Source organism: Methylobacterium sp. Leaf361 (assembly GCF_001424445.1).
In the GTDB taxonomy this organism is placed as follows: Bacteria; Pseudomonadota; Alphaproteobacteria; order Rhizobiales; family Beijerinckiaceae; genus Methylobacterium.
Genome location: NZ_LMPY01000003.1, coordinates 293,543 through 312,905 on the forward strand (window position 1 = coordinate 293,543; position 19,363 = coordinate 312,905).

The window sequence follows — 19,363 nt, forward strand, 5'->3', positions numbered from 1 at the left end:
GCGGCCGGCTCGGCGCCGGTAGCAGCCGGGCGCCGCCGCGTCGAGGCGACGCCGGTCAGTCGATCACGATCGGGTAGCAGCGGGCGCCCACCGCGGCGGCGAGCACCTGCACGGCGCCGACCGTCGAGTGGTCGCCCGCCACGTGGACCACGTCGGTGGCGCGCAGGCTCGGCAGGTGGGCGCTGAGCGGGCCCGAGCGCACGTCCGGCGGCCGCTGGCGGCCGCGATCGGCGCAGAGCACGATCCGGCCGACGCCGGTGCGGCGCAGCCAGTCCAGGCTCTCGCGCATGTAGAGGTCCAGGGCGTCGCGGGCGCCGACGGCCAGGGCCATCTCGCGGGCGGGCTCGACGTAGCGGGCCGCCCGGGCGATCGCCCAGATCGCGCCGAAGCCGGCGCCGGCCGCCACCAGCACGAGCCGGCCGCCCCCGGGGCGGTACTGTCCCCGGCCGACGGGGCCCTTGAGGCGCACCGGCTGGTCGAGGCGGAGCCCGTCGAGCGGATCGCCCTCGGGGTCGCGGGCGACGTGGAACACCACGTCGTTGATCTCGGTCGTGCCGTCGACCCGCAGGGTCGGGGACAGCGTCCGCGTCGGCAGCCCCGCGAAGGTCACCAGCGCCTGGTGGCCGGGCTCGCCGGTCGGGCGCCGGGTCAGGGTCGCGACGATCTCGAGGATGCCGGGACTGAGCCGGCGGATCTCCGTGACCGTGCCCTTGCGGACGGCGACCGGCGGCGGCGGCGCCTCCTCCTGGCCCTGGATCGGGGCGCCGGGGAGGGCCGGGCGCAGGGCCTCGGCCCGGGCCCGGCGGGCCGGATGGCGGCGGCCGGACGGCGCCGCGCTGCCCTGAGCGATCCCCTGGCCGGCGAGCAGGTTGCCGGACTGCGCCTGCAGCGGCGCGATCATGCCCTCGGCCAGCGCCGCCTCCAGCGGCGTGTCGCCGGTCGAGACGCGGACCGACCGACCGTTGACGACGAGCGAGCAGCGCGCCCCCATGGCTCTCCCCCGCATGTCCTGGTGACGGATCAGCGGGCGCGGATCAGGAGCGAGTCGACCAGGGCCGCCCAGCGCTCGCGGGTCGCGCGGACATCGTCGGTCGGGGCCGAGTCGGTGAGGAGCTGGCGCTGCGCCCGCAGCGACTCGACCTCCTGCCGCTGGGCCCGGAGCACCGCCTTCATCACCTGCAGCTCGGTCTCGAGGCGGGCGATCGCGTCGGCCTCGTCCCGCGCCTCCGCGTCGTCCGCGGCCTCGTCGGCGTAGGCGTAGGCGTCGGCGAACGCGTCGACGCGGCGCGGGTCGCGGAGGGGCATCCTAGTCCGGACCTGCTGCTCCAGCCGGACCGGCCGGGCCATCAGGCGACGCACGAGGTCCGAGCCGCCCGCCTGCTGGTAACGCCGTGCCGCCTCGGCCATCCGACCCATCCCCATCGCGGGCGCTGGAGGGCCCGCCTATCAACAGGAGCTTGATCGGACATGGTTAAGGCAGACTTAAACCGATCCGCGACTTTCGCCGGATCGGGTCCCGGGAGCCGCCCTCAGGCCGCTTCCGGGGCGGCCCCGACGATCTGGCGGGCCTGCAGCATGGTCATCGGCTCGCCGAAGGCCGGGCCGAGGGCGTACTCGCAGCCGAGACCGGCGAGCGCCTGGGCGTCGGCCTCGGACTCGCAGCCCTCCGCCACGATGGCGAGGTTCAGCTCGCTCGCCATGCGCACGATGGAGCGCAGGATCGCGGTCTGCCCGGTGCCGATCTGGCGCACGAAGGTCGCGTCGACCTTGATCGTGTCGAACGGGAAGCGCTGGAGATAGGAGAGGGCCGAGTAGCCGGTGCCGAAATCCGACAGGCACAGGCCCGCCCCGAGATCGTGGATCCGCGCCAGCATCTGGGCGGCGTATTCCGGGTTCTCCATCACGAGGCTCTCGCTGAATTCCAGCTTGAGCGAGCCCGGCAGGGCCCCGGAGCGGGCCAGCACGGTCTTCACGTCGTGCAGGAGGTCGTGGCGCAGGAGCTGGCGCGAGGACAGGTTGCAGGCCGCGAAGATCGGCGGCTCGACCTCCAGGGAGCGCTGCCACGCCGCGAGTTCGAGAGCCGTGCGCTCCAGGGCGAAGATGCCGAGATTGACCACGAAGCCGCTCTCCTCGGCGAGCGGCAGGAAGGTCGAGGCGGGGATGCGCCCGAGCTTCGGGTGGTCCCAGCGCAGCACGGTCTCGAACCCCGCCACGGTGCGGTCCTCGAGCCGCACCACCGGCAGGAACAGCACCCGCAGCTCGTTGCGCTCGATCGCCTTGCGCAGGTCGCTCTCCAGCATCAGCCGGTCCGAGCGGTCGGTGCGCATGTGGGCGCGGAACACCTCGATCCGGTCGCCGCCGTTGCGCTTGGCCTGGATCATGGCGATCTCGGCGCTCTTGAACACCTCGTCGCGCTTCAGGTTGGCGCCGGCCTCGTAGAGGGCGAGGCCGATCGAGACGGTCAGGAAGATCTCGCGGTCGGCGTAGGTGATCGGCGTGGCGATCGCCCGGCGGATCATCTCGGCGAAGGCCAGGATCCGGTCGGGGTCGCGCTCGGAGAGCAGGATCACCGCGAACTCGTCGCCGGCGACCCGGGCCAGCGTGTCCTGCGGGCGCAGCAGGCGGCCGAGGCGGCGCGACAGGGTCAGCAGGATCGAGTCGCCCGCCGACAGGCCGATCGCGTCGTTGATGCCCTTGAACCGGTCGACGTCGAGGACGATCACGGTGGGCTTGAGGCGCTGGTCCTGGCCGGCGAAGGCCAGCGCCGCGTCGAGGCGGTCGCCGAACAATTCGCGGTTCGGCAGGCCGGTGAGGCTGTCGTGCACGGCGTCGTGGAGCAGGCGCTCCTCGGCGGTCTTGATCTCGGTGACGTCCGCGATGGTGCCGACCACCCGGATCACCTCGCCGTCGGCGCCGATCACCGGCCGCGCCTTCAGCCGGTACCAGAAGAACGTGCCGGCCTCCGAGCGCAGGCGGAAATCGTGGACGATGCGGCCGCGCCGCTCCTCGATCACCGTGTCGAGGGCGGCCGAGTAGCGCTCCACGTCGAAGGGGTGGAGCGCGCCCAGCCAGTTGGTGGCCGGCCCCTCCAGGGTGCCGCGGGCGAGGCCGAGCTGGCCCTCGATCTCAGGGCCGACGAAGACCCGGTCGGCGGGCACGTCCCAGTCGAACACCACGTCGCCGGCGCCGGTCAGCGCCAGCGCCCGCCGCTCCGTGTCGGAGACCAGGGTGTGGCTGAGGCCGCCGCCCGCGAAGGCGTGCTGGAGCACCGTGAAGCCGATCAGCATCACGATCAGCACGAGGCCGCCGATCAGGGCCGGCTGCACGAGGTCGCTGCCGATCTGGCCGGTGACCGCGAAGCCCGCCGCCGTCACCCAGACGACGAGCAGGAGCCAGGTCGGCACCAGCAGGATCGCCCGGTCATAGCCGTTATGGGCGGCGAGGTAGACGATCAGCAGCAGGCCGATCCCGGCCACCGCGGCGATCGAGATCCGCGCCACGCCCGCCGCCACCGGCGGGTCGAACACCGCGAGCCCGACGAGGCCCGCCAGGAAGGCGAGCCAGAAGAACGCCACGTGGCTGTAGCGCACGTGCCAGCGGGCGAGGTTGAGATAGGCGAACAGGAAGACCAGCAGCGTCGCCCCGAGCACCGCCTCCGCGGAGGCCCGGTAGACCCGCTCGGCGAGCTCGGTGACCGGGAACACCCGCTGCAGGAAGCCGAAATCGATGCAGGCATAGGCCAGCACCGACCACGCGAGCGCGGCGGCGGCCGGGAAGATGATCGCGCCCTTGACCACGAACACGATGGTCAGGAACAGGGCCAGCAGGCCGCTGATCCCGATGATGATGCCCTTGTAAAGGGTCAGGCCGGCGGTCTTGCGGCGGTAGGCGTCCTGGTCCCAGAGGCGCAGCTGGGGGACGTTGGAGCCGCGCAGCTCGGCCACGTAAGTGACGGTGGCGCCGGGATCGAGCGTGATGGTGAACTGGTCGGCCTCCGGGTTCTCGTCCCGCTCGGGCCGGATGCCCTGGCTCGCCGTGATGGCGGCGATGCGCGAGCCGCCGAGATCGGGCCAGATCACCCCGGAATCGACCAGCCGGAAATGCGGGGCGACCAGGATGCGGTCGATCTGCTCGTCGGTGTCGTTGGTGAGCGCGAACACGATCCAGTCGGGCCGGGCGCCGGCGTCGCGCGCCTTCACGACGATGCGCCGGACGATGCCGTCCTTGCCGGGCGCCGTGGAGATCTGGATCAGGTCGCCGTCGGAGCGGTAGCGCTCGATCGCGGTGGTCAGGTCGATCACCGGCGCATCGAGGGTGACGCGGACCGCCTCCACCGCCTGGGCGGGCGCGCTCGCGGCGAGCGTGAGCGCGAGGGCACCGACGAGACCGCCGACCAGGGTCAGGAGGAGGGCGAGGATGCGCAAGGGTGTCTTGACTTCCAGCCGTGCGAGCTTCGGCATCGGCCGCCCGGGCGGCCTCGATCGATAGGCGCGGACCTGACCTGGGGCAAGGTCGCCCCGGGGCCGGTCCACCGCCCGCGGATCGCGCCCCTTTGCGGCCAAATCAAGTTGGGCGGGGCGGGGGCCGGCCGTTGCGGGGGGTCTCCGCTCGCAAAGACGGTGGCGCGGCGACCGACCGAAGCTGCCCTACGCTCCCCGGAGCGCGCCCGCGATCCTGTCGAGGGCGGGCAGCTTGCGGATCGGGCCGATCGCCGCCAGCGTCGGCGTGCCCTGCAGCATCGCGGCCGCCGCGGCGCGGACGTCCTCGACCGTGACGGCGTCGACCTTGTCGATCACCTCCCCGGCGGGAATCACCCGGCCCCAGGCCAGGATCTGGCGGGCGTTGCGCTCGATGCGCCCGCCCGGCGTCTCCAGGGCCGAGAGCAGCGAGACCTTCAGCTGCGCCTTGGCGCGGGCGATCTCGGTGGCGTCGAGGTCGCGGGCCGCCCGGGCGGTGGCCGCCAGGGTCACGTCGACGAGTTCGGGCAGGTCCGCCCCGGCGGTGCCGGCGCCGATTCCGAACAGGCCGCAATCGGAGAAGGGCCAGTGGAAGGCCTGGATCTCGTAGGCGAGGCCGCGGGTCTCGCGCACCTCCTGCCAGAGCCGCGAGGTCAGGCCGCCGCCCAGCACCTGCGCGAACATGTGGAGCGCGTAGTAGCGGTCGTCCCGGAAGGAGAGGCCCGGCAGGCCGATCACCAAGTTGGCCTGCTCGAGCTTGCGCGGCATCCGCCGCTCACCGCCGCCGTAGATTCCCGGCACCGAGGCGGGGGCGGTCTTGGCCGGCAGAGCGCCGAAATGGCGCTCGGCCGCCGCCACGATCGCCTCGTGGGTCACGGCCCCGGCGCCCGCCACGACGATGCGGTCGGGCGTGTATTCCCGGTCGAGATAGGAGCGGATCCCGGCCTCGTCGAAGCTCCGGATCGTCTCGGGCCGCCCGAGGATCGGCCGGCCGACCGGCTGGTCCGGGAAGGCCGCCTCCGTGAAGGCGTCGTAGACCACGTCGTCCGGCGTGTCCTCGACGGCGGCGTATTCCTGCAGGATGACGCCTTTCTCCCGGGCGAGCTCGCCCGCGTCGAACACCGAGTCGGTGAGGATGTCGCCGATCACGTCGAGGGCGAGGCCGGCATCCTCGCCGAGCACCCGGGCGGTGTAGCTGGTGCCCTCCGTGGAGGTGGCGGCGTTGATCTCGCCGCCGACATTCTCGATCTCTTCCGCGATCTTCTGCGCCGACCGGGTGCGGGTGCCCTTGAAGGCCATGTGCTCGATGAGGTGGGACAGGCCCGCCTCGTCGGCGCGCTCGTTGCGCGAGCCGGCGCCGACCCAGACGCCGAGGCTCGCGGTGGCGACCCCGGGCATCGGCTCGGTCACCACCGTGACGCCGTTTGGAAGCCGCGTGGTGCGCAGGGACGGCGAGGCGGCGTGGGTGGAGAAATGCTGGTTCATCGACGGCTCGTCGCGGAGGGGGCCGGATGCGGCGCGGGTCCCCGCTCCCGCACGGGAGAGGGGGCGCGTCGCGTGACGCGCGCCGGGCTCACGCACCCCTCGTGATGCGGGCGCGCTCGCGGATGAGCGACTCCAGGGCGGCCTGATCGTTGGCGACCCGGGTCAGGCGCTCGGGCCGGTCCATCAGGTCGGCGAGGTGCGGGGGCAGGGGCGGGCGCAGGCCGCCGGTCGCCCGGGCGACCGCGTCCGGGAACTTCGCGGGATGCGCGGTGGCGAGCGCCACCACGGGGGTCGCCGGGTCCCGCTCCAGGAGCCGCCGCCCGGCCCGGACGCCGATGGCGCTGTGGGGATCGAGCACCACGCCGGTGGCGGCCTGGGTCAGGGCGATCTCCGCCATGACGTCGGGCTCCGGCACCGCCACGGCGTCGAACTCCGCCCGCACCGTCGCCAGCACCTCGGGGCTCAGCGAGAACCCGCCGGACTGCTTCAGACCGGCCATCAGCCGCGACAGGGACGCGGCGTCGCGCCCCAGCGCCTCGAACAGCAGCCGCTCGAAGTTCGACGAGATCTGGATGTCCATGGAGGGCGAGGTGGTGGGGACCACGCCGCGCAGCTCGTAGGCGCCGTGCTCCAGGGTCCGCACCAGGATGTCGTTGGCGTTGGTGCCGATCATCAGCCGCTCGACCGGCAGGCCCATCTGCTTGGCGACCCAGCCGGCGAGCACGTCGCCGAAATTGCCGGTCGGCACCGCGAAGGAGACCGGGCGGTGGGGGGAGCCCAGCGCCACAGCGCTGGTGAAGTAGTAGACCGCCTGCGCCGCGACCCGGGCCCAGTTGATCGAGTTGACGCCGGACAGCCGCACCGCGTCGGCGAAATCGGCGTGCTGGAACAGGGCTTTGACGAGGTTCTGGCAATCGTCGAAGGTGCCGTCGACGGCCAGCGCGTGGACGTTCTGCGCCGGCACCGAGGTCATCTGCCGCCGCTGCACCTCCGAGACCCGCCCGTGCGGGTAGAGGATGAACACGTCGACCCGGTCGAGGCCGCCGAAGGCCTCCACGGCGGCCGAGCCCGTGTCGCCCGAGGTCGCGCCGACGATGGTGGCGCGGGCGCCGCGCTCGGCCAGGACGTGGTCCATCAGCCGCCCGAGCAGCTGCATCGCCACGTCCTTGAAGGCGAGCGTCGGCCCGTGGAAGAGCTCCAGCAGGAACAGGTTGTCGTCGAGCTGGGTCAGCGGGCAGACCGCCGGGTGGCGGAACGTCGCGTAGGCCGCGTCGATCATCCGGTCGAGGTCCGGCCCGGAGACGTCGCCGTCGATCAGCGGGCGCAGCACCCTTTTGGCGGCCTCCGCGTAGGGCCGGCCCGCCAGGGCGGCGATCTCCGAACGGCCGATCTGCGGCCAGGTCTGCGGCACGTAGAGCCCACCGTCGCGGGCGAGGCCCGCCAGGAGCGCGTCCGAGAACGAGAGCGGCGCGGCCGCGCCGCGAGTCGAGACGTGGAGCACGGGGTCCTCCGAGGGAAGGCGCCCCCTCTACACGATGCCGGCGGACCTGTCGAAAGCCGAGCGCCGCCGCTCTGGCTGCCGGGCGCGCACGGGGCGGGGCCGGCGGTTTAACCGGGGCTGAACGGGCCGGTTCAGGGCCGGTTGCCCGGCCGCGTCCTAGAGCCGGACCGCCCCGCGGCCCCCGAGCCGCCGGGGCGGATCCCGTCTCGGAGAGAGCCGACATGACCCGAATCATCGCCCTCGCGGGCGTCGCGGCACTGCTGTCCGGCACCGTCGCCTTCGCGCAGGCCCCGCCGCCGCCGCCCGGCGGCCCGAGGCCCGGCCCCGAGGCCGGCGCGCCACCCCCGCCCCCCGGCGACCCGCGCCGCGGTCCCGGCCCGGACGGCCCCCCGCCGCCTCCGCCCCCGCCTCCGCCGTCGCGGGCCGCCCACATCGTGCTGGAGCGCGGCGACGCGCGGGTCGACGTGAAGTGCGCCGACGACGACACGACCAAGGCCTGCGCCGACGTCACCCTGCAGATGCTCGAGAAGCTCGGGACGTTCCGGCCCTGAGCTCGGCCTCCGCGCCCGCCGTGCCGGCGGCGGGCGCCCCTCGGGGGCGCGCTCTCCTGCGCGCTTCCTCAGGCGCGCGTGCCGGGCGCCTTGGTGAGGCGGCAGCCGGTGATGCGCCACTGCCCGTCCGCGTCGCGGGCGAGGCTGTACTCGGCCGTCCAGTCGACGCCGTACTCGTCCTGGATCGCCACAGACTGGACCACGCCCGCCGGGTCCGTGTCCCGCGCCTCGCCGAAGACGAAGCTGCGGTGGCGGTAGACCGGACGGTACTGGTTCCGGACCACGCCGATGAACAGGTCGGCATTCGGGAACAGGTCCCGGATCCCCGGCGCGGCCTGCTCGTAGGCGGTCTGCGCGTCGTCGCGGCCGAGCGCCTGCTCCTGCTTGGCGATGACCGCCCGGGCCGCCGCGCGCCCCGCCTCGTCGGCCGCCGCCGGCCCCGCGAGGACGAGGACGAGGAGCAGGGCGGACCACGCGCGCATCGCTATAACTCCGGCAAGGTCCGGCCAGGTCCGGCAAGATCTGGCAACGTCGGACCGGGATCCATCATCGTCACGTGAAGATGGTCGCCGCCACGCCCACGACAATGTTTGTGACCGTGCCGACAATGTTCGTCGCGCCGTCGCCGCGTCGTCACCGGTCATCGCGCCGCGCGGACGTGCGGCGAAGCGCGGTGAAGCGCGGCCGGTCGCGAAGCGCGCACGGGTTGAGCAGGCATCGCGCCTCGGTTGTGCAAGTCGCTGGAAAGATGGGCATTTTCGCGCCCGACGGGCGCCGTGGGTTTGACCCTCCGCGGCGGTTTTGCGAGCCTCCGCTTGCCGACTCGGTTCCGGGGGGAACCGACCGGGCGGAGCGCGGGACGACGATGCAGAGCCACGCGGACGACAGCGCCGATGCCCGTCCGGCACAGGCCATGAGCGTCGGGGTGTTCATCCCCATCGGCAACAACGGCTGGCTGCTGTCGGAGAACGCCCCGCAGTACCGCCCGAGCTTCGCGCTCAACAAGGCGATCACCCTGAAGGCGGAGGGCTACGGGCTCGACTTCGCCCTGTCGATGATCAAGCTCCGCGGCTTCGGCGGCAAGACCGAGTTCTGGGACCACAACCTCGAATCCTTCACCCTGATGGCGGGGCTCGCCGCCGTCACCACCCGGATCCGGCTGTTCGCCACCGCGGCGACCCTGTGCCTGCCGCCCGCCATCGTGGCCCGCATGGCCGCGACCATCGACTCGATCTCCGACGGGCGCTTCGGCCTGAACCTCGTCACCGGCTGGCAGAAGCCGGAATACGACCAGATGGGCCTGTGGCCGGGCGACGATTATTTTGCCAAGCGCTACGACTACCTGGCCGAGTACGCCCAGATCCTGCGCGACCTGTGGGAGACGGGCGCCAGCGACCGCAAGGGCACGTATTTCCAGATGAACGACTGCCGGCTGAGCCCCCGGCCGCAGGCGCCGGTGAAGATCATCTGCGCCGGCCAGAGCGGCGCCGGACTGGCCTTCACGGCCCAGTACGCCGACTACAATTTCTGCTTGGGCAAGGGGCTCAACACGCCGACCGCCTTCGCGCCCGTGGTGGAGAAGCTCGCCGAGGCCGGCGCGCGGACCGGGCGGCGGGTGACCGCCTTCGCGCTGTTCATGATCATCGCCGGCGAGACCGACGACGCCGCCACGGCGACCTGGGCACACTACAGGGCGGGCGCGGATGCCGAGGCGATCGCGTGGCTCGGCGTCCAGGGCGCGGCCGACACCAAGTCCGGCAGCGACACCAACGTGCGCCAGCTCGCCGACCCGACCTCGGCGGTGAACCTCAACATGGGCACCCTGGTGGGCAGCTACGCCAGCGTGGCCGCGATGCTCGACGCCGTCATGACCATCGACGGCGTCGAGGGCGTGCTGCTCGTCTTCGACGATTTCCTCAAGGGCCTCGACGATTTCGGGACCCGGATCCAGCCCCTGATGCGGTCGCGCCGGCACGTGACGGCGGCGGCACTGCCCGAGGTCGCCTGATGGACCGACCGATGGATCGCCAGATGGATCGCCCCGCCGGATTCCGCGACGCCCAGGGCCGGCACGGCGGCGTCGTCCTGCCGGCCCGCCCGGAGCCGATCGCCCTCGATCCCGCGACCACGGTCCTCATCGTGGTGGACGTCCAGAACGCCTACGCGAGCCCGGGCGGCTACCTCGACCGGGCCGGCTTCGACGTCTCGGGCACCGGCCCAGTGATCGCCCGGATCGCCCGGGCGGTGGCGGCGGCGCGATCCGCCGGCATCCCGGTCCTGTGGTTCCAGAACGGCTGGGACCCGGCCTATGTCGAGGCCGGTGGCCCGGGCTCGCCGAACTGGCACAAATCCAACGCGCTCAAGACGATGCGGCGGAATCCTGAAGCGAACGCGCAGCTCCTCGCCAAGGGATCCTGGGACTACGCGCTGGTGGACGCCCTGAATCCGGAGCCCGGCGACATCGTGATGGGCAAGCCGCGCTACAGCGGCTTCTACAACACGCCCCTCGACAGCACCCTGCGGGCCCGGGGCGTGACCACGCTGGTCTTCACCGGCATCGCCACCAACGTCTGCGTCGAGTCGACGCTGCGGGACGGGTTCCACCGGGAGTATTTCGGGATCGTGCTGGCCGACGCCACGTACCAGGCGGGGCCGGAGAGCCTGCAGCACGCGGCGCTCGCCAACATCGAGACCTTCTTCGGCTGGGTCTCGGACGTCGCCGCCTTCGAGGCCGCCCTCGGGGCGTCCTCACACGCCGGGATCGATACATCCGGCGGTACATCCGGCGGCGATCTGGCCGGATAAGTGCATCGCGCGCCCGGCCGGTGACCGGCAGGGTGCGCGAAGACCGCCGCGACGCGGCCTCCCGCGCGGCCTGCCCGGCCGGGCCCAAAGGTCGCGCGCGGGAGGCGCAGGGGAATGCCCAAGCAGGTCGTGATACCGCCGGGGACCGGAAAGCCGCTGGCCCCCTACGTGCCGGGCACCCTGGCCGACGGAATCCTGTACGTCTCGGGCACGCTGCCGCTCGATGCGGAGGCCAACGTGGTCCATGTCGGCGACGCGGCGGCCCAGACCCGCCACGTGCTGGAGACCGTCCGGGGCGTGGTCGAGGCCGCGGGCGGCACGATGGACGACGTCACCTTCAACCACGTCTTCCTGGCGGACTGGGCCGACTACGCGGCGATCAACGCCGTCTACGCCGAGTATTTCCCGGGCGAGAAGCCCGCGCGCTACTGCATCCAGTGCGGCCTCGTGAAGCCCGAGGCCCGCGTGGAGATCGCCGCGATCGCCCATATCGGCCGCTGATGGGCCCGCTCCCCCACGCGGTGGCCGGCCCGGCGGGCGGGCGGCCGGTGCTGCTCTCGCCGGGCCTCGGCGGCGCGGCGGGCTACTTCGCGCCGCAGATGGCGGCCCTGACCGCGCGGTTCCGGGTCGTCACCTACGACCACCGCGGCACCGGGCGCTCGCCCGGCCGGCTCGCGCCGGACCACGACGTTCCCGCCATGGCGCGGGACGCGCTCGGGGTGCTGGACGCGGCCGGGATCGACCGGGCCGACGTGGTCGGCCACGCGCTCGGCGGCCTGATCGCCCTCCAGATGGCGCTGGACGCCCCCGGGCGGGTCGGGCGCCTCGTCGTGATCAACGGCTGGGACGCGATGGACCCGGCCACGCGCCGCTGCTTCGCGGCCCGCCGGGCGATCCTGGCCGGGGGCGGGCCGGAGGCCTACGTGCGGGCCCAGGCGATCTTCCTGTACCCGGCCCCCTGGCTCTCCGCGGAGGCCGACCGGGTCGAAGCCGACGCGGCGCAGGCCCTGGCGCACTTCCCCGGCGCCGAGACCGTGCTGACCCGCATCGCCGCCCTGGAGCGCTTCACCATCGCGGACCGTCTCGGGTCGATCGGCCACGAGACCCTGGTCATGGCCGCCCGGGACGACGTGCTGGTGCCCTACACCCGGTCCGAGCGGCTGGCGGCGGCGCTGCCCAAGGCCCGGCTCGCCCTCGCCCCGGAGGGCGGCCACGCCCACAGCGTCACCCGGCCCGAGGCCTTCAACCGGGCGCTCCTGGAGTTCCTGGACCGGGACTGAGCGCCCGCTACGCCCGCAGCGCGATCATCGGCAGCACCACCGCGTCGAGGGCGGCGGCCAGCACCGGGAGCAGGGCCGGCCAGCGCAGGGCCGCCGCGGTGCCGATCCGCCCCCGGGCGAAGGCCAGGATCAGCATCGGTGCCAGCGGCAGCAGGTCCCGGGCCTGCATCCCCCCGAGGCCGCCCGCCGGGGCGAGAGCCTGCGGCAGCACCGCCAGCCAGAGGCCGAGCAGCGCGCAGCCCGAGAGCCACAGCCGCTCCGCGCGCGGGGGCAGGGGGCCGCGCCGCAGCGCGACGGGCGGCACCAGCAGCGCGGCGGCCCAGACCCCGGTGAGGAACCCGGGCAGCGGGACGGGCAGGGACACCAATCCGCCCCCCGCCGCGCCGGGGGGCGGAAGCCCGGGGCTCGCGGCCGGCAGCAGGGCCGGCAGGAGCGCCGGCAGGAGAGCCGGCAGCAGGGCGAGCGCGGCGAGCGGCAGCCGCTCCCGCCAGGCGCGGACGCGTCGCCCCGGGGGCGGGAACGGCACCAGCAGCATCCCCACGAGGGGCGCGCAGGCCGGCCGCGCCAGCACCACCAGGGCGATCGCCAGCGCCGCGCCGGCGCGGCGCGCCGATCCGTGCCGGCCCGTCATCGGCCGGGGGCTGAGCAGCGCGGCCGCGAGCGCCGCCAGCGCGAGGACGGGCCCGTCCGGTCCGGAGGCGGCCGCGAGCGAGGCCGGGAAGCACAGCAGCGCGAACAGCGCGGCCCGTCCCCGGGTCGCCAGGGCCAGGGCGGCGAGCCCCAGGCCCAGGAACGCCGCGATGCCGGCGAGCCGGCCGCAGACGGCGAGGGCGGACGGGGACTCGCCGGTGAGACCGATCCAGGCCAGCGCGAGGCAGGCCGGGAAGCCGAGGCCCAGGAAGGCAAGGGCCCAGAACCGGCCGTCGCCGGTGATCGGCAGGCTCACGGCCGCGTCCGGGTCGATCGGGCGGCCGGCCCCTGCGCGGCGGGCGCGCGGACAGGGCGCGGCATCGCCGGCCCGCTCAAGCGGCGGGCCGCGCGCGCGCGGCCCGCAGGAGGTCCGGCACGAGCCCCGGCAGCGCCGCGGCCAGGAGGCCCGCCGCCCGCAGGACCTCCGCGGCCTCCCGGGGGGAGCGGCGGGCGAGGGCCAGGGCGAGACGCAGGGGCACCTGCGCGCCGAAGCTCGCCGCCGCCAGGCCGAGGGCCGTCGCGGCGCCGTGGTGCTTGCCGGCGTAGAGGATCTGGCTGCGCAGGAAGTAGAACAGCCGCCGCGCCCGCACCTGCCGGGTCGTGCCCTGGCCGACATGGCGGGCGACCGCCCCGGCCACGTGCCGCACCGTGAAGCCCGCCGCCCGGGCCCGTTCGCAGAGGTCGGCATCCTCCCAGTAGACGAAGAAGCGCGGGTCGAACCCGCCGAGGCTCCGGAACAGGTCGCGGCGGATCATCAGGAAGGCGCCCATCACCTGGTCGACGGCGCGGTCCTCCGCGTGGTCCCACTCCAGCAGGAAGTGCGGCCGCACGAGGCCGAGGCGGTCCAGCGCCAGGGCGCGGCCGAGGAGGCCCAGCGCCGAGGGCGCCCGGGCGCAGGAGCGCGCGGTCCGCCCGTCCGGGTCGACGAGCCGCGCGCCCACGATCCCGGTCCGCGGGTCGGCCGCCAGGGCGGCCAGGGCCACGCCGAGCGCGTCGGGCGCGACCTGCGTGTCCGGGTTCAGGAACAGGATCGCGGGGGCGTCGCCGGCGGCGGCGCCCTGGTCGCAGGCCCGGCCGAAGCCGAGATTCGCGGTGTTCTGGATCAGCCGCAGCGGGCGGGGCAGGGCGGGCAGGGTCTCGGTGGAGCCGTCCGTCGAGGCGTTGTCCACCACGGTGACCTGCACGGCCGCGGCGTCCCGCGCGGCCGCGAGGCTCGCGAGGCAGGCGCGCAGCAGGCCGCCGCCGTTCCAGTTGACGATCACGACGTCGAGGGCAGGGCGGTCGGTCACGGCAGGTCCCGGGGCAGGTCCCGGGGCAAGTCCCGGGGCGGCCCGAGGCGCCCGAGGGCGCCGTCGCGCGCGGCCGCGAGGAGCCTGAGCAGCACGGCGGGCCGGAAGCCCGAATCCGCCCAGTACAGCCCGGCCTGGAGCGGCAGGTAGGCGGCCTGGGCGAGTTTCCAGCGCGGCGGCACGTGCGGCAGCCGCCACGCGTAGATCGCGTTGCGCAGGTAGGTCGCCATGCGGAACAGGGGCTGGCGCGGCATCGTGATCCCGAAGGCCCGGATCGTCCCGCCGCCGACGCGGTGCGGGATCGCGACGGCGTCGGCTCGGTAGCAGCCGTAGCCGAGGCTCCAGGCACGGAAGCACCATTCGAGCTCGACCCCGTCGATGAAGAAGTCGCCGCGGAACGGCCCGACCCGCGCGAAGGCGTCGAGGTCGACGAGCGAGCCCGAGGTCGCCAGGAACTGCACGGGAGCGAGGCCGTCGCGTGCCGGCGCGCCGGGACGGGGCGGGTAGGCCGGCGCCTTGTGGCCCGGTGCCGGCGCGGGCGCCGGGCCCACCACCGCCGCCGGGATCCCGGCCTCCCGCAGCCGGTCCCGCGCCGCCAGCAGCGCGGCGGCGAGATCCGCGGGCGGCTCGGCGTCCTGGTCGAGGAGGAGGAGGGTCCCGCCCCCCGCGGCGCGGGCGGCCGCCGCGATCCGGTTGAGCGCCTCGGCGATGCCGAGATTCGTGCCCGCCGACAGCAGGGTCACGCCGGCCCGGGCGAGTTGGTCGGCCGTCCCGGCCGGGAGGCCGCCATTGTCGAAGGCGATCACCGCGGCGTCGCCGGCCGAGGCCAGGGCCCGGACGCGCGCCACCTGGTCCGGCCGCGGCCGGAACAGGGTGATCCCGAGGACGAGGCTGCCGAGCCGCGGGTCGGGCACCGGCCGCGTCCCGGTGACGGGTCCGGTGACGGGTCCGGTGACGGGCGCGGGACGGCCCGTCACGCCCGCTCCACCGCGGCGGTCGCCGCCTCCAGGGCCGCCGTGATGGCGGCGGCCTGCTCGGCGCTGAGCGGGCCGCGGGCGAGCCGCATCTGCAGGGCGAGCTTCAGCCCCTCCTTGGCGCGCACGACCGAGGGCGGGGGACCGTCGCCCCGGGCGGCCTCGGCCTCCGCCATCCGGGCGAGGATCGCCTCGAGGGTCGGGCGGTTGCCGTCCAGGAAGGCCTGCCCCTCGGGCGTGATCGCGTGCAGCCGCTTGGTGCCCTCCCCGGGGGTCACCGTGACGTGGCCGAGTTCCTCCAGGAGGGTCAGCGTCGGGTAGACGGTCCCGGGGCTCGGGCTGTAGGCGCCGCCGACCCGCTCCTCGATCGCCTTGATGATCTCGTAGCCGTGGCGCGGCTTCTCGGCGATCAGGTGGAGGATGACGAGGCGCAGGTCGCCGTGGGCGAAGAAGCGCGCGAGGTCGCCGCGGCCGCCGCGGCCGCCGCGGCCGAACATCCGGCGGTCGCCGGGACCGCGACCCGGGTGGCCGTGGGGCCCGTGCCGTCCGCGGGGGTCGCCGCCCATCGGCCCGCGATGGGCGCGGACGCGGAAGGCGTCGAAGGGATCGGCGTGCAGGCCGTCCGAGACATAGGGATGCATGGAGACGACTCGATTTCGATATGACGAATTTTCAGATATATCGAAATACGGTCGACAGCAAGGCCCCTCCGCCGGTCCGCGGCGTGGCCCGCGGCGCGGACGCCGGCGGCGCCCCGCGGTTTACGGATTCGGCCGGTTCCGCTAGTGCGACTTGTGTCCGACAGGACGATCGCTCCCGCGCCGCCTCGCGCCTCCGACGCTGCCCGCCAGCTGCCGCCCATGACCCGATCAGAGCCCCGCGCCTCGACGGCGCCCGCCCGGCGGGCGGCCGATGGATCCCGCGCCCCGTGACGGCCCGCGGCGAACGCCCCTCCGCAGAGTCCTGAGATGCGCCGCGACTCCGACGGGACCGGCCGGATCTCGGCCCTGACGCGGATGCGACGCCGCCTCGGCCGGCTGCGCGACCCGCTGGCCACGCCGGCGGCGCTGCACCGACGCTGGGCGGGCGCGGCGACCGGCGCGGATCTCGAGGCGCGCCTGATCGCCGCCCTCGCCCCGCACGTCGACACGGCGTTCTACGCGAGCTGGTACGGGATCGCGGCCGACCCGGTGCGCGACTACCTCGTCCACGGCTGGCGCGCGGGCCGCGACCCGCGCCCCGACTTCGACTCCGCCGCCTACCTCGCCGCCCATCCCCACCTCGCCCGCGCCGGCATCAACCCGCTCCTGCACGCCCTCGCCCGCAAACGCGGCAGGGCGGGCGGGGAGGGGGAGGCGGCCGCCCTGCCCAAGCCCGACACGGCCGAGGCCCACCGCCTCGCCCGGCGCCTCGTCGACGGCGCCTTCTACCTGGCCGGCAACCCCGACCTCGCCGCCGCCGGCGTCGACCCGGTCGACCACTACATGGCCTCGGGCTGGCGCGAGGGCCGCGAGCCGGCGCCGCACTTCGACACCCTGGCCTACTGCCTCAGCCGCGGGATCACCTTCGCCACCCGGAACCCGCTGGTCCACTACGTCCTCCACGGCGGACCGGCCCGCCCCGACCCGGAGGCCGCGCTCGCGCTGCGGGTCGAGACGCTCGCCCCCTACTTCGACGCCGCCCATTACCGGCAGCGCCTGCCCGGACCGCAGGCCGAGGCGCTGGCCGATGCCCCGGACACGGAGTTGCTGCGCCACTACGTGGCGGAGGGCTGGCGGGCGCGGATCGGCCCGCGGCCGGACTTCGACCCGGCCGGCTACGTGCAGGCGCGGGCCGGCAGCCGGGCGGTCGCGGACGACCCGTTCTTCCGCTACGTCGCCGAGACCCGGCTGACGGGGGCCGAGCCGTTCGCGGAGCCGCACCGGCTGAACCTGCCGGCGGTGGACGCGGCGTGGTACCGGGCGACCTATCCGGACGTGGGCGGGCGCGAGCCGTTCCTGCACTTCGCCGAGGCGGGCTGGCGGGAGCTGCGCGATCCCGGCCCGGGGCGCTCGACGCTGGCGGCGCTGCTGCGGGTCTGCGGGCTGCGGCCGGCGCGGGCGCCGGTGGAGGACACGGGCTGGCTCGGGGCGATCGGGCAGNGGGGCGCTCGACGCTGGCGGCGCTGCTGCGGGTCTGCGGGCTGCGGCCGGCGCGGGCGCCGGTGGAGGACACGGGCTGGCTCGGGGCGATCGGGCAGGAGACCCTCGAGCGGGACGCGTTCCTGGACCTGCAGGCGCGGCTGGTGGCGGGGCATTTCGACCACGGCTTCTACCGGGCGCGCTACGGGCTGTCCGAGGCGGAGGACGCGGTGCGCGACTACTGCGACACCGGCTGGCGCGCGGGCCGCAACCCCAGGCCCGACTTCGACGGGCAGGCCTACGCCGACGCGCATCCCGGGATGCGCGAGACGGGCCTCGCGCCCCTCGTCCACCGCCTCGCCACGGCGCTGATGCACGGCACCGACATCGCGGCCGGTGCCTTCCACCCCCGCTACGGCACGCCGGATTCGCGGGAGGCGGCGCTGGCCGACGAGGCCCGGACGGTCGCGCCGTTCTTCGACGCCGCCTTCTACGCCAAGCGCAACCCCGACGCCGCCGACGCCCCGCTCGCCCACTTCGTCGCCTACGGGCAGCACGAGGGCCGGGACCCGAGCAAGGCCTTCTCGATCGCGTTCTACCGGGAGACCTACGGGCACCTGCTGGGTCCCGGGGAGTCGCCGTTCCTGCACTACGTGCGCACCGGCCGGGCCGCCGGGCTGATGGGCTGCCCCGAGGATCTCGGCGGCCTACGGGCACCTGCTGGGTCCCGGGGAGTCGCCGTTCCTGCACTACGTGCGCACCGGCCGGGCCGCCGGGCTGATGGGCTGCCCCGAGGATCTCGGCACCTACCCGCCCATGGAGGCCCCGGCCGCCGACGCATGGGACCGCCTGCCCCGGGCCCTGCCYATCGCGCAGGCCCGCGTCGTCGTCATCGTCCCCGTCTACAAGGGCCGCGGCGAGACCCTGCGCGCCCTCCACGCCTGCCTGTCGGCGCCCCAGGCCACCCCCTTCACCCTGCTCGCCGTCAACGACCGCTCCCCCGACCCGCAGCTCACCGCGGAGCTGGCCGCCCTCGCCGGACGCGGCCTGTTCCACCTCGTCGAGAACGAGCRCAACCTCGGCTTCGTCCGCTCGGTCAACCGCGCCCTCGGCCTGCGCCAGGGCCGCGCCGTCGTCCTGCTCAACTCCGACGCTGAAGTCTTCGGCGACTGGCTCGACCGCCTCGTCGCCCACGCCGAACCGCAGGCAGACCCTCAGGCCGGGTCCGGCACGGAAGGAGGGGCAGAGGCTGGGGCAGGGGCAGRGGCMGGGGCAGGGATGGGCGCGGGGCTGCCCGTGGGCAGCGTCACGCCSCTGTCCAACAACGCCACGATCTGCTCCTACCCGCGCTTCAACGCCAACAACACCATGCCGCTCGAGATCGCCCGGCCCGACCTCGACCGCGTGGCCGCGCAGGTCAAYCGCGGCCGCGCCGTGCCSGTGCCCACCGGCGTCGGCTTCTGCATGTACATGACCGCCGCCGCCCTCGACGCCGTCGGCGACCTCGACGCCGAGGCCTTCGGCAAGGGCTACGGCGAGGAGAACGACTGGTGCCTGCGCGCCACCAAGGCCGGCTTCGTCAACCTGCTCGCCGAGGACGTGTTCGTCCACCACGCCGGCCAGATCTCGTTCGGGCTCGACGCGGGCGGCGAGTACGACCAGGGCCAGGCGGCGCTGCTCGCCAAGCACCCCGACTACCCGGCCCGGGTCGGGCAGTTCGTCCAGGCCGATCCCGGCCGGCGCGGGCGGGCGCGGCTCGACCGGGCGCGGCTCGCCCGGCACTTCGCCGGCCGGGCGCTGCTGTACGTGACGCACAGCTGGGGCGGGGGCATCCAGCGGCACATCGACGACATGGTCGCGCAGGCCCGGGCCGAGGGCCTGAGCGTGGTGCTGCTGCAGATCGACCGGACCCGCAACCTCGAGGTCCACGTCTCGTATCGCGGCCCCGAGTTCCTGTACCTGCCCAACCTCGACAGCCTGTACCTGCCGCGCGACGCGGCCGAGCTCGCGGAGTTCGTCGGGCAGCTGGCGCCGGTCCTGATCCACGTGCACTCGCTGGCGGGSYTGCGCTGGGGCGCGGCGCGGGCGCTGATGGCGGCGGTGGCGGGCGCGGGGCGTCCCTACGCGTGGACGCTGCACGACTACTCGCCGGTGTGCCACCGCAACCACCTGGTGCAGCCGGACGGGCGCTACTGCGGCCTGGCGCCGGTC

The 19,363-nt window shown here is 74.7% G+C and carries 16 protein-coding genes and 1 pseudogene; 7 read left to right on the forward strand and 10 right to left on the reverse strand.

All coding sequences use genetic code 11. From position 1 onward, the window contains the following. Positions 1 to 55 precede the first annotated feature (55 nt). The 5 genes from ASG32_RS04950 to thrC all read right to left on the reverse strand — a co-directional run bounded on the left by ASG32_RS04950 (position 56) and on the right by thrC (position 7,443). Positions 56 to 991, reverse strand: coding sequence for a ferredoxin--NAD(+) reductase (locus ASG32_RS04950; RefSeq protein ID WP_107351922.1), 936 nt, complete (start codon positions 989 to 991; stop codon positions 56 to 58). Positions 992 to 1,020: 29 nt separating this feature from the next. Continuing rightward, positions 1,021 to 1,407, reverse strand: a complete 387-nt coding sequence (locus tag ASG32_RS04955) for a hypothetical protein (protein WP_056523159.1) — start codon at positions 1,405 to 1,407, stop codon at positions 1,021 to 1,023. Between the two features lie 122 nt (positions 1,408 to 1,529). Next, the gene (locus ASG32_RS04960) at positions 1,530 to 4,460 is read right to left on the reverse strand and encodes an EAL domain-containing protein (RefSeq protein WP_056523161.1); all 2,931 of its coding nucleotides are present in this window, start codon (positions 4,458 to 4,460) and stop codon (positions 1,530 to 1,532) included. A gap of 186 nt (positions 4,461 to 4,646) precedes the next feature. Further along, positions 4,647 to 5,942, reverse strand: coding sequence for a pitrilysin family protein (locus ASG32_RS04965; RefSeq protein WP_056523163.1), 1,296 nt, complete (start codon positions 5,940 to 5,942; stop codon positions 4,647 to 4,649). An 88-nt stretch (positions 5,943 to 6,030) separates the two neighbouring features. Beyond that, positions 6,031 to 7,443: a threonine synthase gene (thrC, locus tag ASG32_RS04970; RefSeq protein WP_056523165.1), complete on the reverse strand. Its 1,413-nt coding sequence runs from the start codon at positions 7,441 to 7,443 to the stop codon at positions 6,031 to 6,033. Positions 7,444 to 7,664: 221 nt separating this feature from the next. On the opposite strand from thrC, the gene ASG32_RS04975 reads away from it, so the two are divergent. Beyond that, a complete protein-coding gene (locus ASG32_RS04975; RefSeq protein ID WP_056523167.1) occupies positions 7,665 to 7,994 on the forward strand; it encodes a hypothetical protein in 330 nt (109 codons plus the stop codon). 68 nt (positions 7,995 to 8,062) lie between these two features. Here the strand turns inward: ASG32_RS04975 and ASG32_RS04980 are convergent, their stop codons facing one another. Then, positions 8,063 to 8,476 carry a DUF4864 domain-containing protein gene (locus ASG32_RS04980; protein WP_056523169.1) on the reverse strand — a complete coding sequence of 138 codons (414 nt, stop codon included), beginning with the start codon at positions 8,474 to 8,476 and terminating at the stop codon, positions 8,063 to 8,065. A 431-nt stretch (positions 8,477 to 8,907) separates the two neighbouring features. Between ASG32_RS04980 and rutA the strand changes: the two genes are divergently transcribed. The 4 genes from rutA (at position 8,908) to rutD (ending at position 12,079) form a co-directional block, all read left to right on the forward strand. Beyond that, a complete protein-coding gene (gene rutA / locus ASG32_RS04985; protein WP_056523238.1) occupies positions 8,908 to 10,002 on the forward strand; it encodes a pyrimidine utilization protein A in 1,095 nt (364 codons plus the stop codon). Next, positions 10,002 to 10,799: a pyrimidine utilization protein B gene (gene rutB / locus ASG32_RS04990; protein ID WP_082557749.1), complete on the forward strand. Its 798-nt coding sequence runs from the start codon at positions 10,002 to 10,004 to the stop codon at positions 10,797 to 10,799. Before rutA ends, rutB begins: the two co-directional genes overlap by 1 nt. A 114-nt stretch (positions 10,800 to 10,913) precedes the next feature. Then, positions 10,914 to 11,300: a pyrimidine utilization protein C gene (rutC, locus tag ASG32_RS04995; RefSeq protein ID WP_056523171.1), complete on the forward strand. Its 387-nt coding sequence runs from the start codon at positions 10,914 to 10,916 to the stop codon at positions 11,298 to 11,300. Continuing rightward, positions 11,297 to 12,079, forward strand: coding sequence for a pyrimidine utilization protein D (gene rutD / locus ASG32_RS05000; RefSeq protein WP_199866081.1), 783 nt, complete (start codon positions 11,297 to 11,299; stop codon positions 12,077 to 12,079). The genes rutC and rutD overlap by 4 nt, the downstream gene beginning before the upstream one ends. 7 nt (positions 12,080 to 12,086) lie before the next feature. On the opposite strand, the gene ASG32_RS05005 is transcribed toward rutD, so the two are convergent. The 4 genes from ASG32_RS05005 to ASG32_RS05020 form a co-directional block, all read right to left on the reverse strand. Beyond that, positions 12,087 to 13,025, reverse strand: coding sequence for a hypothetical protein (locus ASG32_RS05005; protein ID WP_056523175.1), 939 nt, complete (start codon positions 13,023 to 13,025; stop codon positions 12,087 to 12,089). Between the two features lie 76 nt (positions 13,026 to 13,101). Beyond that, positions 13,102 to 14,058 carry a glycosyltransferase family 2 protein gene (locus tag ASG32_RS05010; protein WP_056523177.1) on the reverse strand — a complete coding sequence of 319 codons (957 nt, stop codon included), beginning with the start codon at positions 14,056 to 14,058 and terminating at the stop codon, positions 13,102 to 13,104. Further along, positions 14,055 to 15,035, reverse strand: a complete 981-nt coding sequence (locus ASG32_RS05015; RefSeq protein WP_082557750.1) for a glycosyltransferase family 2 protein — start codon at positions 15,033 to 15,035, stop codon at positions 14,055 to 14,057. Before ASG32_RS05015 ends, ASG32_RS05010 begins: the two co-directional genes overlap by 4 nt. Next, positions 15,032 to 15,673: a PadR family transcriptional regulator gene (locus ASG32_RS05020; protein WP_056523179.1), complete on the reverse strand. Its 642-nt coding sequence runs from the start codon at positions 15,671 to 15,673 to the stop codon at positions 15,032 to 15,034. Before ASG32_RS05020 ends, ASG32_RS05015 begins: the two co-directional genes overlap by 4 nt. A gap of 327 nt (positions 15,674 to 16,000) precedes the next feature. On the opposite strand from ASG32_RS05020, the pseudogene ASG32_RS32175 reads away from it, so the two are divergent. Together ASG32_RS32175 and ASG32_RS32180 are read left to right on the forward strand one after the other, a co-directional pair. Continuing rightward, positions 16,001 to 17,173, forward strand: a pseudogene (locus ASG32_RS32175) (glycosyl transferase); the annotation flags it as partial. Between the two features lie 732 nt (positions 17,174 to 17,905). Further along, positions 17,906 to 19,363: glycosyltransferase (locus ASG32_RS32180; protein WP_244491808.1), on the forward strand; the 1,458-nt coding region annotated here is incomplete at its 3' end.

Coding starts and splice junctions, on each gene's coding strand:
- ASG32_RS04975 (WP_056523167.1), top strand. CDS start 7,665: ATGACCCGAATCATCGCCCTCGCGGGCGTCGCGGCACTGCTGTCCGGC.
- ASG32_RS04955 (WP_056523159.1), bottom strand. CDS start 1,407: ATGGCCGAGGCGGCACGGCGTTACCAGCAGGCGGGCGGCTCGGACCTC.
- ASG32_RS05020 (WP_056523179.1), bottom strand. CDS start 15,673: ATGCATCCCTATGTCTCGGACGGCCTGCACGCCGATCCCTTCGACGCC.
- rutC (WP_056523171.1), top strand. CDS start 10,914: ATGCCCAAGCAGGTCGTGATACCGCCGGGGACCGGAAAGCCGCTGGCC.
- rutA (WP_056523238.1), top strand. CDS start 8,908: ATGAGCGTCGGGGTGTTCATCCCCATCGGCAACAACGGCTGGCTGCTG.
- ASG32_RS04980 (WP_056523169.1), bottom strand. CDS start 8,476: ATGCGCGCGTGGTCCGCCCTGCTCCTCGTCCTCGTCCTCGCGGGGCCG.
- rutB (WP_082557749.1), top strand. CDS start 10,002: ATGGACCGACCGATGGATCGCCAGATGGATCGCCCCGCCGGATTCCGC.
- ASG32_RS04950 (WP_107351922.1), bottom strand. CDS start 991: ATGGGGGCGCGCTGCTCGCTCGTCGTCAACGGTCGGTCGGTCCGCGTC.
- ASG32_RS04965 (WP_056523163.1), bottom strand. CDS start 5,942: ATGAACCAGCATTTCTCCACCCACGCCGCCTCGCCGTCCCTGCGCACC.
- ASG32_RS04960 (WP_056523161.1), bottom strand. CDS start 4,460: ATGCCGAAGCTCGCACGGCTGGAAGTCAAGACACCCTTGCGCATCCTC.